Raw genomic sequence first — 13533 nt, 5'->3', positions numbered from 1 at the left:
GCTAGCTGGTCTTCGCCAGATCCTTGGTCAGCACGTAGCGGGTCAGCGGGTCCTGGACGTAGCCCTGGACCTTGGCTCCCACGGCGTCGATAGCCTGCTCGTTGACCAGCCAGACGTTCGCGGCGTCTTCGGCGAGGATATCGCCTGCCTTGCGGTACAGGTCGTGGCGCTTGGTTTCATCCTTCTCCACCAGAGCCTGGCCGACCAGCTTGTCATAGTCCTCGTTGCAGTATTGGCTCAGGTTGTAGCCGCCCTCGCAGGTGTAGTCGGACTGCAGGAAGCCGATCGGGTCGGCGATGTCGATCATCCGGTTGCGCTGGCTGAGGATCATGTCGTACTTGCCGGCCAGCACATCGGGCTCCGCGGCGCCGTAGGACTTGGTCAATACGTTGGCCTGCAAACCGATCTGCTTGAACTGCTCCTGGATGATGGCGCCTACCCCGGCGAACTCCGCGCGTTCGGTGATCGCAATGATTTCCAGCGGCTTCTCCTGCTGGTATCCCGAGGCTTCCACCAGCTTCTTGGCTTCTTCGATATTCACCTGCGGTACGGCCAGGTCAGGGTTGGCCCAAGGCTCGCTCGGGGCAAAGGGGCCGGTGGCAGGCTGCGCAGCGCCCTCGTAGATGCTCGCGGCCATGGCCGGCAGGTCCAAGGCCATGGTGGCGGCCTTGCGCAGCTCCGGGTTGTCGAATGGAGCGCGCGAGTTGTTCAGGTACAGGGTCGAGGTGCGAGGCGAATCGGCCTTGAGCACGCTGATCTTGTCATCGGCCTCCAGGGTAGCCAGGCTGGTGGCCGGGATGGACATCGAGATGTCCGCTTCGCCGGTCTGCACCTGGGTGGCACGGGTGGCGCCTTCGGTGATGTAGCGGATTTCTCCGCCAGCCAGCTTCACTTCGCCGTCCCAGTAATTCTCATTGCGGTCCAAGGTCAGGGACTGCCCGGCTTTTTCGGAGACCGGGGCGAAAGGCCCGGTGCAATGATTCATCGGATCGATGCCTTTGCCGGTGTACGCGGCAGGGGAGAGCACACCTGCGTTCACGCTGGCCATGCGGTAGGGCAGCAGCGGATCCGCGCCGGGGGTGGTGACCCGCACGGTATCAGCGTCGAGGGCTTCGACCTTCTTGATGGTCTTGGGGTTCACCGCACGGGCCGGTGCGGTCGCCTTGAGCACATGGTTGAGTGAAGCGGCTACGGCCTTGGCATCCATGATGGTGCCATCTTGGAATTCTACGTTCTTGCGCAGCTCGAAGTCCCATTCGGTGTCCGAGGCCTGCTTCCAGGAGGTAGCGAGCATCGGTTCGACGGTTTTGGTTCCCTGGTCGTATTTGGCCAGGGTTTCCAGGCAGCCGGCGATGGAGAGCACGTAGGCGTCGTCGCTTTCCAGCGCCCAATTGGAGACCGGGGCACGGAAGTTGGCCACGACTACCCGGGCCTCCGGGTCCGCTGCTTTCTCCGGAGCGGAGCTGGCGGAGGTGGAGCTGCAGGCGGCCAGCGCGAGGGCAAGGGCCGCGAATCCTGCGGCAGCGCTCAATCGTCCAAGTTTCATGGAAATCCTTCGGCATTACGTGATGGATTGGCATCTAATGCAATAGTGCCTTGGTAAGCGTACCCTAATTAGCGGCCTTGTCTTGCTGATAATTACCCCGCTTGAAAACCGGAAGGAAAGCACCCGCGCAGCGTTCTGTAAGAGTTGAAGCTGAGTAGTGCAAAGTTGGGGTGCCGTATGGAAATTTTTCGCAGATTAAGCGTCATGTGTCGCAGTTCATGCACCCTGGGCAAGGACACCTGAGCGTCGCACGAGTAATGCGGCGAGCCAAGCAGCAAGGCCCAAGGGGAGCATGAGGAAAAGCCAAGGCAGGAAGCCGGGGATGAGATCCTGGCCGGCCTGCGCCAGCAGCCAGCCGACCAGCATGTTCCCCACCAGCACAGCCAGGCCGCCGCAGCTGGCGAGCAGGCCGAAGTAGGATCCAGTGGCGCGGTGCCCGGCGAATTTTGGAACCAACGACAAGGCCGTGGGATGCACGCTCATATGCCCCAAAGCCAGCAGAGTGACCGCGCACAGAATGCGGATCGGACCAGTCTGCTCGCCGAAGGCAGAGGCCGGGAGGAACGCCAGCACGCCAAATCCCAAAACGCTCGAGAAGTACCCGCAACGCAGGGTCGCCGCCGCGCCGATCCGTGCAGCGATCCAGGCGACGGGCAATTGCAAGCCCAAGGTCAGTATAGAGATCCAAGCGAATACCAGTCCCAGCCACTGGGTGGGCATGCCAGTGCGTTGCAATTCCAGGGGAATGGCCAAATAGAGCTGGTTGTATGCCAGCAAGTCCGAGGCATGCAAGGCGCAGAACGCCACGAACTTCCGGTCCGCAAGGCAGCGCCGCAGGCTGCCGGGCTGGTGCTTCGGCTGTGCCGGGCTTTCCGAGCGATCGCGCGAATAACTGTCCGGGGCGGGACGGTGCAAGGCTGCAGCGAGGAACAATCCGATGGCGATGAAGAACAGCGCCCCGAAGCCTGCAACTGTTGCGAACCCCCAGCCCCACAGTGCAGCCCCGACCAGCGGTCCGGTCACGGCGCCGATCTCTCCGGTAATGCTCAGCCAGGCAAAGAGGGAGGCACGTTTGGCTCCTGTGGCCTGGCCCCTGTCGCGTGCGGTCTGGGCCGCGCCCACCAGGATGCTCAGGCCCGGGGAGAAGAGCGCTCCGCCGAATCCGGTGAGCAATGTGCCGAGGATGAATAGCCAGAGCTTCGGTTCTCCCCAGGCCAGCGAGGCCGCCAGTGTGGAGAACCCTGCGGCGCGTACCGCGCAGCCAATGAGGATCATGCGCCGGGCGCCGAAGCGATCGGCCAGGCTGCCTCCGGCCAGGAAGAGTCCTTGCTGGGCGAAGGTCCGGACACCCAGGATCAGGCCCACCGCGGTACCTGCCAGCAGGAAGTCGTTGGCTAGCACTACGGCAAGGAAGGGAACCACAGCGTAGAAGCCGATATTGAACAGCGTCTGGGTTCCCAGGAGCACCGGGACTTCGAAGCGGGGGGTGCTGGATTTCATGGACCTCGGGGAACGTGTTGGTTCGGCTAACCGCTAGCGGCGGCCTCGATATCGGCAGGGTGGACTCTCCGATCTTAGCCAACGCCGGTGCCCTGGGGCGGATCCTGCGCGGTGGCGCCGCGCTGTGCGATGCGGACGGGGCCGAGGAAGCTTGCTGCCCTGCGCAGGACGTCATCCATGGTTTTCAGTTCGCACTCCCAGAATGCCAGCGATTCCCAGCCGAGCGCTTCAAGGTCACTGCGGTTGCGTTGGTCCCGGGCGATATTGGCATCCAGCTTGGGATGCCAATAGCCGGTATTGGACGCGGGGCGGCGCTGGCCAACAGGGCAGTCGTGGCCGTGCCAGAAGCATCCGTTGACGAAGATCGCCTTGCGCCGGGCACTGAAGACGAGGTCCGGGGATCCGGGAAGCTTACCGCCCCGCAACGGGATCTCCGGATGCGAAGAGCGCAACTGGGCAACGTGGCGTGCGGGCAGGATGCCATGCACACGGTAGCGGTACCCGGCGGCATGCAGCAATCGGCGCAGGGCCAATTCCGGTCCGGTGTTCTTGCTGGAAATGCGCGACATGAGCCGCGAACGCTGCGCCGCCGACATGATGTCCATAGTCCATTGTGCGCCGGCAGCCAGACCGTGCGCCGCAGGCTGGGCATTGACTGGATGGTTTGCTGGAGCCCTCGGGTGAAACCTCTTGCAACGGTTCCCAAACCTTGATGGCCGCTGTAGCTTGGGTGATGGAAGAGCCGGCCGGCATCCGGCTGGCCGGGAACCGGCAGGAAGAATCGAGGGGGGACCATGCGAGCAGCACGGTACTACGACCAGAAGGACATCCGGATCGAAGACATCGATGAGCCGGTGCTGAAGCCCGGAACGGTGGCCATCGACGTGGCCTGGTGCGGCATCTGCGGCACCGATCTGCACGAGTACCTGGAGGGCCCGATCTTTATCCCGCCGGCCGGGCATCCGCACCCGATCTCGGGGGAGAGCGCGCCGGTGACCATGGGCCATGAGTTCTCCGGAACCATTACCGCCCTGGGCGAGGGCGTCACCGGCCTCGAAGTCGGCGAGAACGTCGTGGTGGAACCCTACATCATCCACGAGGATGTGGACACCGGCGAAGGCCAGCAGTACCAGCTTTCCCGGGACATGAACTTCATCGGCCTGGGCGGCCGCGGCGGCGGGCTATCGGAGAAAATCGTCGTGGAACGCCGCTGGGTGCATCCCATCGGCAAGATCCCACTGGATGAAGCCGCGCTGATCGAGCCGCTGTCCGTGGCCCACCACGCCTTCGTCCGCTCGGGCGCCCAAGCCGGGCAGGTGGCCATCGTGGGCGGGGCCGGCCCGATCGGACTGCTGACCGCAGCGGTGCTCAAGGCCAAGGGACTGACGGTCTACATCTCGGAACTTTCCGAGGCCCGCAAGGCCAAGGCGCGTGAAACCGGGGTTGCCGATGAGGTCTTCGACCCGAGAGACGGGGACGTGGCGCAGAAGGTGCGCGAGGCGACCGGAGGACGCGGGGCGGATGCCGGATTCGAGTGCTCCTCGGTCCCGGTGGTGCTGGACATGCTCCTGGATGCGGTGGCGCCCGGCGGGGTGATCGTCAACGTCTCGATCTGGGGGCATAAGCCGGCAGTGGACATGCCCAAGCTGGTGCTGAAGGAGATCGACCTTCGCGGCACCATCGGCTACGCGGGAGACCATCCGGACACCATTGCCCTGGTGCAAAGCGGCAAGCTGGATCTGGCCCCGTTCATCACCGGGCGAATCGGACTTGATGAGCTTATTTCCGAAGGCTTTGACCAGCTGATCAACAACAACGAGGAACACGTGAAGATCATCGTTGATCCGCGGGCCTAGCCAGCAATCCTCGGCTATGGGGGCCAGTAGGATACCTGGCACTGGCCCCCCGGGCTGCGGCTAGTGGTGGTGTTCTGCCTGTTTCATCTTTTGAATGATTCCCGGGTCGATGTCTCCCGAATGATGAATGCCGTGCTCTGAATGCGGTACCGCCAGTTCTCCGGCGGACGAGGCTGCCAACCCCAAACTGGCAACCGCCGCAACCGCAACTGAACTGGCAAACATGCCTCCGAGGACAACTAGGCTGCTGGACCGCACTGCCCGGTGCGGAAAGTTCTTCCGCCGCTTGCGCTGCCACATGAAGACCGCCAGCACCGACAGTTCAAGCAGCAGCAAGGATGCAATGGTGAGATCCAGATTTTTCGCTCCCTCCGGGAACCCCCAAAGACCAGCAGCAATGCTGGCCAAATGCACGGAGGAGACGAGCGCCAGGCAAGGGACGGCGAGATTCACGGCAGGGGGCGCTGCCTTCAGCAGGCTGGCCGCGGCGTAGACCAGCGCCATGCCTGCCCACACCGCGGATGCTATCGCGCCGAGCCACGCCCACCATGGTGCCGGGGCGGACCCGATCCCGAACGTCGATGCCAAGCTGGCGGAGGAAGCCGCGGCCAGCGCCGCGACTCCTAGAGCAGCGATCCCGGCGTATAGGCCGCCGAAGGCAACGGAGCCCGCAGCTGCATCTCGCCCTTGCACGTCAGGTTCGGTGGCAGGGGCCGTCGCCTCGGGGGAATTCATGACCGTGCAGTATGGGCTGGTGGAGTCCGGTCCTGGGACAGGCCTACCGACAGCAGGACAAGTGCGCTGGCCAGATGCAGGACGTTATCTGCACCGTTCAGGGCAATAATGTTCAATGCTGTAGAAGCCAAGAAGAGCCCCAAAATGCCTACGAGGAGATAGACGGCGCCCACCGTGGTGTTGGCGAGCTTGGCAGCACGTACGGATCCGAGCCCTGCAATAAGCAGTGCTGCGCCGATAGCCAGGTGGATGACATTGTGCAGTGGGTTGACCTCGAAGATGATCAACTTCCCGCCCTCTGTGGCGAAGAAATCCACGCCGGCAGTGACAAGGAATCCGAGCAGGCCGACTAGGAGATACACGGCTCCGAAAATCGTTGCGAGCAAGCGGTTAGGCGAAGTGCGCATGGCAATCAGTCCTTCCTGGGACACGGATTCTGTTCCGCATCGAGTTCTGCGGGTTCCGGGAGGACCCCTGTAATGGTTCTTCGGAGGAAAATGGCAAACGGATTGGTCTTGGCTGGACTTATTTGCAGGCATTGGACGCAAGCGAAGCCGCAGGCAGGCAGCGGATCAGAACAACACGCAGCAAGTGAAGATCCTGGTCGATCCGTGGGATTCGTCTTCCTGCTGGCTGGTTCCTCGGGAAATGTGAGGGACCGAGGCGTAGCGCTGCTGAGATGTCTCGCGACGCGATCCCTGGTTGCAGCCGAACGCTGGAATGATTTATCCATTGGACGCCGGCCGTAGCTTCAATTACCGCAGGTGCCGCAGCTGCCCTGTCCAGTTGGCCCGGAACGTGCCAGCGCGCCGAGGCCGGGAAGGAGTTCTTCAGCTTGCATCGCGTCGGAGTTTCATCTGCTCATAGGCGTCCAAGGCATCGAGACGTGATTGCTTCAAGTCCACGATGGGCTCCGCGGCTAGCGGTGCGAATCGGGAGGCATAGCTTCCTTGCGGGTCGAATTTCTTGGCCTGCAATTCCGGATTGAAGACCCTGAAATACGGCGCAGCGTCCGCGCCGCTGCCGGCAACCCACTGCCAATTGGCGGTATTGCAGGCAATGTCCGCATCCACCAAGGTGTCCCAGAACCAGCGCTCGCCGACCTTCCAATGCACCTGCAGGTTCTTGACCAGCAGGCTGGCTGCAACCATGCGCACCCGGTTGTGCATCCATCCGGTCTTCCAGAGTTGCTGCATGCCCGCGTCGACCAGGCGAAAGCCCGTCTTGCCGCGCTGCCAAGCAGCAACGTGGGCTGCGGTTTGCTGATCGTCCTCCGGCCACGCCCAGTTGAAGTGGTCGAACTCTGCGCGAAGGTTCCGCTCCGGCAGGTGCGGGTGATGGTAGTACAGGTGCCAGCAGAAGTCTCGCCAGGCCAGCTGGCGCCGCATTGCGGTGGCCCCTTCGGCTGCTTTGGGATTCTCAGCGGCAAGCCGGCCCAGAGCATCCCACATCTCGTGGGGGCCCAGATGCCCCCAACGCAGCGCAGGGGACAGGGCGGAAGTTCCGTCCAGATCGGGCCGGTCATGGTGAACCGGATAGTCTTCGGCAATTGATTCCAGGACCTCTTCGAGCCGTTGGCGCGCAGGCGCTTCGCCGGGTTCCCACCGCTCTGCCAATCCTGCGGTCCAATCCGTTGTTGCCGGCAGCAGTTCGAGTTCTTCCAGTTCGAGACCGGAGGGGATTGCCGATTCGGTCACGTGATCTTGGGCTGCAGGTGCTGGGAGTGGGGGCCTGATGGTGCTGTCGCGCAGGGCGTTGTAGAAGGGCGTGAAGACCTTGTAGCCGGTTTCGTTCTTGGTCATCAGCTCCCATGGTTCGTGCAAAAGCGTGCCCGGGTAGCTGTGCGCTTCGAGTCCGAGGTCGCGCAGTGCGGTCTTGGCTTGGGTATCCACCTCGCGTTCCGGTTGACCGTAACGCCGATTCCAGTGAACAGCCAGGGCCTTGGTTTGCTTGGCCAAATCCGTGATTTTTTCGTCCGCCGAACCCTTGAGCAGGACAAGCGGAATGCCCAGCTCCTCCAATGACGCCCGCAGGCTTCCCAACCCATGGTGCAGCCACCACTTGGCCGCACCACCCAATGGGCGAATGCCCGGGGAATCCTCGTCAAGAATGAATACCGCGATCACTGGTCCTGCAGACAAGGCGGAAGCTAACGCCGGATTGTCTGCGGTGCGCAGGTCATCACGGAACCACATGAGCTGGACTGGCGGTGGCGAGTGGTCCATTTGAGTTCTTCCCTTTCGATGCGCAACGTAGGTAGTTAGCTTAGCTAATTAAATCCAGTTAGTTTTCAGCCTGTATGTTGTATTGGAACATCCGCGTAACGCAGCGTGTCGGCTCTGGTTGCGACAGGTGAAGGACTCCTTGAGCCCGGCTGGCGCTGTAGTGCTGGACTTCCAGCCGCATCTGCTTGCCAACTGCCCGGCCATTGCTGGCAGACTGGGCAGTGGACACTAATCGATGCGAAATCCAAGGAGCGGCATGAGCATGTATGCGGTAACCAACCCTGCCACCGGCATCGTCGAGGCAACCTACCCGACCGCCACCGATGAGCAGATCCAGGAAGCCATGGCCAAGGCGCATAACGCCTACACCCAGTGGTCGGTCTCCGCGCTGGAGGAGCGCGTCGCCCTGCTCGAGCGCGTAGCCGACATCTACGAGGCACGTGCCGAGGAGCTGGCAGCGATCATCACCCGCGAAATGGGCAAGCCCATCAAGCAGGCGCTGGGTGAAATCGGCATCGTGGCGGCAATCTACCGCTACTACGCCAAGAACGGCCCGAAGTACCTGGAAGACGAAGAGCTGGAAATCGCCTCCGGCGGCAAGGCACTGGTGCGCAAGGAAGCAGTTGGCGCGCTGCTGGGCATCATGCCGTGGAACTTCCCGTACTACCAGGTGGCCCGCTTCGCCGGACCGAACCTGATGAACGGCAACACCATCCTGCTCAAGCACGCTCCGCAGTGCCCGGAGTCGGCGCTTGCCATGGAAGAGATCTTCCGCGAAGCCGGTGCGCCTCAGGGCGCGTACGTGAACATCTTTGCCACCAATGAGCAGGTTGCGGACATGATCGCGGACCGCCGGGTGCAGGGCGTCTCGCTGACCGGTTCGGAGCGTGCCGGCGCTGCCGTGGCGGAAATTGCCGGACGCAACCTGAAAAAGGTCGTGCTGGAACTCGGCGGCTCGGATCCATTCATGGTGTTCGAGGACGCAGACGTGGCGCGCACCGCCAAGCTGGGCATGCGAGCACGGTTCGGCAACACCGGGCAGGCGTGCAATGCCGCCAAGCGCTTCATCGTCGACTCCTCGGTCTACGAGGACTTCTCCAAGGCACTGGTGGAGCAGGTCTCCGGGATCACTGTGGGTGACCCGTCCCAGCCAGAGAACTTCCTCGGCCCGCTGTCTTCTGCCGCTGCCCGCGATGGCCTGGCCGCCCAGGTGCAGGATGCCATCGACAAGGGTGCCCAGGTGTTGGCTGGCGGCAAGCCGATCCAGGGCGATGGCGCATTCTACGAACCGACCGTGCTGGCCGGGGTGACTCCCGAGATGCGCGCGTTCTCCGAAGAGCTCTTCGGCCCGGTCGCCGTGCTCTACAAGGTGGACGGCGAAGAGGAAGCCGTGGCCCTGGCCAACAACACTGACTACGGGCTGGGAGCTTCCATCCACACGCAGGACATGGAACGCGCGCAGCGCGTGTCACTGCAGCTGCAAAGCGGTATGGTGGCCATCAATGAGCCATCCGCTTCCTACCCTGAGCTGCCTTTCGGGGGAGTGAAGCGCTCGGGCATCGGGCGTGAGCTGGGCAAGTGCGGCATGGATGAATTCATCAACCACAAGCTGGTGAAGATCGCCGGCCGCTAAGCCGCCGAAAAACTGCAACGGTCCTGCCTTCCGAAAAACTCGGAAGGCAGGACCGTTGCAGTTCACGGCACTTTTGCTGGTGCTAGATGCCCAGCGAATCGCGCAGGCGGCTGACATGCCCCTGGGCATCAACGCCGTATTCGATCTGGCTGATGGTGCCGTCTTGGCCAATAACCGCGGTGGAGCGCAGGGTGCCCACGAAGGTCTTTTCCCCGAAGGTCTTCTCGCCATAGGAGCCGTAGGCCTTGGCTACTTCGCTGCCCGGGTCCGAAAGCAGTGGGAAGTTCAGTGCCTCGTCGCTGGCGAACTTCGCAATCTCTTCCGGCTCATCCGGGGAAATTCCCAGCACCGCGTAGCCGGAGCTGCGCAGCGAGTTGAGATTGTCGCGGAAATCGCAGGCTTCGGTGGTGCAGCCCGGGGTGGCAGCCTTGGGGTAGAAGTACACGATGACGTTCTGGCCGGCGTAGTCCGACAGGGAAACGTTCTGGCCTTCGCCGTTGCGCAGCGAGAAGGCAGGGGCCTGCTGGCCGGCCTGCAGGGCAGTGGACTGCTCGGACATGATTCCAACTTTCATATTGCGGTAATTTGTTTCCATTCTATGTCCTAGGTCACCGGTTTTCCAGAGTCTGCCGAAGGCGACGTGCGGGTGTGCGTGCACGGTTCAGCGCTGTCTGGGCCCATACCCCAGATTTGTGAACGGTCCCAGTGTGGACTGCCAAGTCGCTGGAACCGACTGCATGCCTGGCTCAGAATCCCTAGGGTGGGTTCGAAGCAGGCCGCGCCTGGACCCGAACAGCAATGAGGTGCCCATGGCAGAAAAACAGCTCAAGAAGCGCACGGTGGGGCTGATAGCCGACCCTGGAATCGCGCAGGTACTGGCCAACCGCCTCTCGCACCGCTTGGCAACAGCGCTGAACCGGCTCGATGACCACGAATACGACTGGAAAGTGGATGTCTCCCCGTTCACCTTGCCTACAGGTGCCACCGGGCGGGTGGCGCTGAACGACAAGGTCCCGCGGTTGCGCGAGAAATACGGCTGGGACTACATCATCTACCTGACCGATGTGCCGCACTATGTGCATGGCCGTCCCGTGCGCTCGGTGATCAGCATCAAGGAGTGCTCCGCGGTACTGAGCATGCCCAGTCTGGGACTGGCCAGCCGGCGCACCGTGGCCAAGGAACTGGCCCAGCTGGTAAGGGAACTGTCTACCGGGCAGCTTCCCGCCGCAAGACCCACGCTGCTGGCGCGCGCCCTGCGAGTGCATGCCAGCCGGAGCGATGGCGAGAACGAACACAACAGGATCACCAGCATCGAGGGGGTGCGTGGACGGTTGCTGCTTATTGCCGGCATGGTGCGCAGCAACCGTCCCTGGCGGCTGGTGCCCAAGCTCTCCTCGGCCATGGCCGGTGCGGTCGCTACCGGGGCCTTCGGCGTGTTCTACACGAGCATCTGGTCTATGGCCGATTACCTCTCCAGCCAGAGGCTGGCGCTGATCATGGTTTCCAGCATCCTGATCCTCACTCTCTGGCTGCTGCTGCACAACCGGCTGTGGGAAAGCCCGCAGGGAAGCCGCCGCCGCGAACGGCTGGTGGTGTACAACGTGGCCACCGTGCTGACGGTCGGCTTTGCCGCCGCGGCGATGTACGCGCTGATGTTCCTGGCGCTGCTCGCCGGGTCGCTGATCGTCATTGACCAGGAATACATGGCCTATCAATTGCGCCACGGAGTCACGATAACTGAATACGTGAATTTGGCCTGGCTCGCCTCCTCCCTGGGGACCATGGGTGGTGCCATCGGCTCCAGCTTCGATGACGTGGCCAACGTGCAGCGGGCCACCTTCAGCCAGCGCGAATACGAGCGGCGCAACATGGTCTTCACCATCGGCAACGACGACGAGCAATGATCAATGGAGCAATGGCTGGGACTGCGCTTTGGGCAAGTCTGGGATCCAGCGCAGAGTCCGGCCGCACCCCTGTCGTCCGCGTTCGCGCGCAGGTACCGTGGAATCACAACCGCAGCAATCCTACGGTCCAGCCAGTTGGCCAAGCGCACGAGGGAGGAACGCAATGGCAGGGACAGGCAACCGCCGCATCAAGGACGAGGAACTCTACGAGGAACTGCGCGAGGAAGGCAACTCGAAGCAGAAATCGGCCCGCATCGCCAACGCCGCCGCCCGTGACGGCCGCTCCGCCGTGGGAAAGCGCGGCGGCGAGGCAAGAGACTACGAGGACTGGGCGGTCCAAGAATTGCAGGACCGGGCAAAGGAGATCGGCATCGAGGGACGCTCGACGATGCGCAAGGCTGAATTGATCGAAGCCCTGCGCAACTCATAGCCGCGAGCGAGGAAAGGCGCGCAGCATGAGCGGACGCGAACAACCGGAAAACCCGGCACGCACCACGCAACCAGATGGAGAAGCCGAACCTGGCGAGGAACGCGTGGCGCGCCGTGGCCAGATCAACGAGGACACCAGCGACTCGTCCGATCAGGATGAGGAACGTTTCGACGCGGGCTGAACGCCTTTGGCCCGGAAAGGACATGCCATGACGGAAAACCCAGCACGCAAGACGAGCGGCCACCGGCCGGGATTCTGGCTGGTGATTGTCGGCGGGCTGTTTGCCATTGGATTCGCCATCTATGCGCTGATCGCAGAACCCGAGAGCTCCTCGGGACCGCTGTGGATCGTTGTCGGTTGGGGAGCGATGGTATTCAGCTACGGGATGTACCGCGTCATCCGGGGGCCAAGCCCCTTGGATGATCCGCACGCCGGCACCGACGCCAACGGACGGTGACGCCCTTGGTGTCGAATGATTCCATGAACAGAGCCGGAGCTTCCGGCACAGCGCCGTGCATTGCCGGAAGCTCGCGCAGTTAATCCTGCTGGGCGCTGACCCGAATCTGGCAACAACCTATTAACCCTGTGCCGCAAAGGCATATCACTGGTATTCGGTAGAGGGAAGGAAAACTCCACCGGGAAGGAGAGGAATCATGGGATTCATCGACAAGGCCAAGGACGCGATTGGCAATGCAGTGGACAAGCTGAAGGATCCGGACCAGAACCTGGTGGAGAAGACCTGGCCGCTGGGCCAGCCGGATGACGAGCACCTGCCCTCGGATCCAGCGGAAGCTTCCGAGCCCGAGGAAGAACAGGGAATCGACCCGGATCTGGACGGATCAACCGATGACCAGTACAGCCAGGAAGACCAAGAGCTCTAATAGCGCAGAGACCAAGATTCGTCAGGAAATTTTCCACAAATCTGCGTGAGCCGGCTGATTGGATTCGGCAACGTGGCACCGGCACTGGTGGAAACCTGTGCATTCAGGAAATCTCCTTGAGCTGGAGCGGCGCCGGTGCCATCGTGATTTGAAGGAGGAGATACGCATGAGCAGCAACGACATTCTCAGTGACCAGCAGATCAGCGACTATCTTGAGGACCTGCCGCATTGGCGGGAAATCCCCGGCGGCATAGCCGCCGTTTTCCAGACCAAAACAGCGGCATCCTCTATCGAACTCTTCAGCGATATTGCCGGGGCCGCCGAAATGGACAACCACCACCCGGACGTGGACTGGCGCTACAACCGCGTCTTCGTCACCACCACCTCCCATGACGCCGGAGGACGGGTGACCACCCGGGATATCGCCCTTGCAAGCAGGATCTCCGAACAGGCCCGCGCACTTGGCGCCACCTCCCGTCCGGAACTGATCCGCACGGTGGAAATCGGCATCGACACAGCCGACCCGCAGCAGATCGCCGCGCAGTGGGCTGCCGGCCTGGGATACCAGCAGCAGGAGGACGGCAGCCTAGTTGACCCGAACCACCGCTTGCCTGCCATCTGGTTCCAGAAAACAGAAGACCCCAACCCTAACCGGCTGCATTTGGATGTCTGGGTCCCGTTCTCCGAAAGCCAGCCGGTACTCGAAGCGCTGGGCAGCGAAAGCACGGAACTTGATAGCCAATACGCGCCCAGCTTCACAGTGGCGACGGATCGGCAGGGCAACAGGTTCTGCATCTGCACCGAGCAGGACCGCTAGCACCGC

At 62.6% G+C, this 13533-nt stretch carries 15 protein-coding genes; 8 read left to right on the top strand and 7 right to left on the bottom strand.

Translation table 11 applies throughout. The annotated features are described in order from the left end of the window. Position 1: 1 nt before the first annotated feature. From EKH49_RS01930 to EKH49_RS01920, 3 genes are all read right to left on the bottom strand, one after another. Complete coding sequence (locus EKH49_RS01930; RefSeq protein WP_128469453.1) at positions 2–1546, bottom strand: ABC transporter substrate-binding protein; 1545 nt, start codon at positions 1544–1546, stop codon at positions 2–4. Positions 1547–1762: 216 nt separating this feature from the next. Next, positions 1763–3046, bottom strand: a complete 1284-nt coding sequence (locus tag EKH49_RS01925; protein WP_128469452.1) for an MFS transporter — start codon at positions 3044–3046, stop codon at positions 1763–1765. Between the two features lie 74 nt (positions 3047–3120). Then, the gene (locus tag EKH49_RS01920; protein ID WP_128469451.1) at positions 3121–3651 is read right to left on the bottom strand and encodes a very short patch repair endonuclease; all 531 of its coding nucleotides are present in this window, start codon (positions 3649–3651) and stop codon (positions 3121–3123) included. A 189-nt stretch (positions 3652–3840) separates the two neighbouring features. Between EKH49_RS01920 and EKH49_RS01915 the strand changes: the two genes are divergently transcribed. After that, complete coding sequence (locus EKH49_RS01915; protein ID WP_128469450.1) at positions 3841–4902, top strand: 2,3-butanediol dehydrogenase; 1062 nt, start codon at positions 3841–3843, stop codon at positions 4900–4902. A 60-nt stretch (positions 4903–4962) separates the two neighbouring features. Here the strand turns inward: EKH49_RS01915 and EKH49_RS01910 are convergent, their stop codons facing one another. The 3 genes from EKH49_RS01910 to EKH49_RS01900 all read right to left on the bottom strand — a co-directional run bounded on the left by EKH49_RS01910 (position 4963) and on the right by EKH49_RS01900 (position 7862). Then, positions 4963–5406: a hypothetical protein gene (locus EKH49_RS01910; RefSeq protein ID WP_128469449.1), complete on the bottom strand. Its 444-nt coding sequence runs from the start codon at positions 5404–5406 to the stop codon at positions 4963–4965. 227 nt (positions 5407–5633) lie between these two features. Further along, entirely contained in the window at positions 5634–6044 is a 411-nt protein-coding gene (locus EKH49_RS01905) for a DUF4383 domain-containing protein (protein ID WP_128469448.1), read from the bottom strand. A 423-nt stretch (positions 6045–6467) separates the two neighbouring features. Next, the gene (locus EKH49_RS01900; protein ID WP_128469447.1) at positions 6468–7862 is read right to left on the bottom strand and encodes a cryptochrome/photolyase family protein; all 1395 of its coding nucleotides are present in this window, start codon (positions 7860–7862) and stop codon (positions 6468–6470) included. Positions 7863–8118: 256 nt separating this feature from the next. Between EKH49_RS01900 and EKH49_RS01895 the strand changes: the two genes are divergently transcribed. Next, positions 8119–9495, top strand: coding sequence for an NAD-dependent succinate-semialdehyde dehydrogenase (locus tag EKH49_RS01895; protein ID WP_128469446.1), 1377 nt, complete (start codon positions 8119–8121; stop codon positions 9493–9495). A gap of 82 nt (positions 9496–9577) precedes the next feature. Here EKH49_RS01895 and bcp read toward each other — a convergent pair whose 3' ends face one another. Next, a complete protein-coding gene (gene bcp, locus EKH49_RS01890) occupies positions 9578–10054 on the bottom strand; it encodes a thioredoxin-dependent thiol peroxidase (protein ID WP_128469445.1) in 477 nt (158 codons plus the stop codon). 250 nt (positions 10055–10304) lie between these two features. Here bcp and EKH49_RS01885 point away from each other — a divergent pair, with 250 nt between their 5' ends. The 6 genes from EKH49_RS01885 (at position 10305) to EKH49_RS01865 (ending at position 13527) form a co-directional block, all read left to right on the top strand. Beyond that, on the top strand, positions 10305–11399 hold the full coding sequence (locus EKH49_RS01885) for a hypothetical protein (RefSeq protein ID WP_128469444.1): 1095 nt from the start codon (positions 10305–10307) through the stop codon (positions 11397–11399). A gap of 163 nt (positions 11400–11562) precedes the next feature. Further along, entirely contained in the window at positions 11563–11829 is a 267-nt protein-coding gene (locus EKH49_RS01880; protein ID WP_128469443.1) for a DUF7218 family protein, read from the top strand. A 25-nt stretch (positions 11830–11854) separates the two neighbouring features. Next, the gene (locus tag EKH49_RS16480) at positions 11855–12010 is read left to right on the top strand and encodes a hypothetical protein (RefSeq protein WP_161567424.1); all 156 of its coding nucleotides are present in this window, start codon (positions 11855–11857) and stop codon (positions 12008–12010) included. Between the two features lie 27 nt (positions 12011–12037). Further along, positions 12038–12286: a hypothetical protein gene (locus tag EKH49_RS01875; protein WP_128469442.1), complete on the top strand. Its 249-nt coding sequence runs from the start codon at positions 12038–12040 to the stop codon at positions 12284–12286. A 196-nt stretch (positions 12287–12482) separates the two neighbouring features. Then, positions 12483–12710, top strand: a complete 228-nt coding sequence (locus EKH49_RS01870) for a hypothetical protein (protein ID WP_128469441.1) — start codon at positions 12483–12485, stop codon at positions 12708–12710. 166 nt (positions 12711–12876) lie between these two features. Continuing rightward, positions 12877–13527, top strand: a complete 651-nt coding sequence (locus EKH49_RS01865; protein ID WP_128469440.1) for a 4a-hydroxytetrahydrobiopterin dehydratase — start codon at positions 12877–12879, stop codon at positions 13525–13527. Positions 13528–13533: the final 6 nt, after the last annotated feature.

The sequence above is a fragment of the Glutamicibacter sp. HZAU genome (assembly GCF_004100365.1).
Classification (GTDB): domain Bacteria; phylum Actinomycetota; class Actinomycetes; order Actinomycetales; family Micrococcaceae; genus Glutamicibacter; species Glutamicibacter nicotianae.
The sequence above is the reverse complement of the archived record's forward strand: the minus strand, read 5'-3'. Positions and strand labels throughout refer to the sequence as shown.

Excerpts from the sequence above, each read along its gene's own strand:
- EKH49_RS01930 (WP_128469453.1), bottom strand. The coding sequence starts at position 1,546 with ATGAAACTTGGACGATTGAGCGCTGCCGCAGGATTCGCGGCCCTTGCC.
- EKH49_RS01925 (WP_128469452.1), bottom strand. The coding sequence starts at position 3,046 with ATGAAATCCAGCACCCCCCGCTTCGAAGTCCCGGTGCTCCTGGGAACC.
- EKH49_RS01920 (WP_128469451.1), bottom strand. The coding sequence starts at position 3,651 with ATGGACATCATGTCGGCGGCGCAGCGTTCGCGGCTCATGTCGCGCATT.
- EKH49_RS01915 (WP_128469450.1), top strand. The coding sequence starts at position 3,841 with ATGCGAGCAGCACGGTACTACGACCAGAAGGACATCCGGATCGAAGAC.
- EKH49_RS01910 (WP_128469449.1), bottom strand. The coding sequence starts at position 5,406 with ATGGCGCTGGTCTACGCCGCGGCCAGCCTGCTGAAGGCAGCGCCCCCT.
- EKH49_RS01905 (WP_128469448.1), bottom strand. The coding sequence starts at position 6,044 with ATGCGCACTTCGCCTAACCGCTTGCTCGCAACGATTTTCGGAGCCGTG.
- EKH49_RS01900 (WP_128469447.1), bottom strand. The coding sequence starts at position 7,862 with ATGGACCACTCGCCACCGCCAGTCCAGCTCATGTGGTTCCGTGATGAC.
- EKH49_RS01895 (WP_128469446.1), top strand. The coding sequence starts at position 8,119 with ATGAGCATGTATGCGGTAACCAACCCTGCCACCGGCATCGTCGAGGCA.
- bcp (WP_128469445.1), bottom strand. The coding sequence starts at position 10,054 with ATGTCCGAGCAGTCCACTGCCCTGCAGGCCGGCCAGCAGGCCCCTGCC.
- EKH49_RS01885 (WP_128469444.1), top strand. The coding sequence starts at position 10,305 with ATGGCAGAAAAACAGCTCAAGAAGCGCACGGTGGGGCTGATAGCCGAC.
- EKH49_RS01880 (WP_128469443.1), top strand. The coding sequence starts at position 11,563 with ATGGCAGGGACAGGCAACCGCCGCATCAAGGACGAGGAACTCTACGAG.
- EKH49_RS16480 (WP_161567424.1), top strand. The coding sequence starts at position 11,855 with ATGAGCGGACGCGAACAACCGGAAAACCCGGCACGCACCACGCAACCA.
- EKH49_RS01875 (WP_128469442.1), top strand. The coding sequence starts at position 12,038 with ATGACGGAAAACCCAGCACGCAAGACGAGCGGCCACCGGCCGGGATTC.
- EKH49_RS01870 (WP_128469441.1), top strand. The coding sequence starts at position 12,483 with ATGGGATTCATCGACAAGGCCAAGGACGCGATTGGCAATGCAGTGGAC.
- EKH49_RS01865 (WP_128469440.1), top strand. The coding sequence starts at position 12,877 with ATGAGCAGCAACGACATTCTCAGTGACCAGCAGATCAGCGACTATCTT.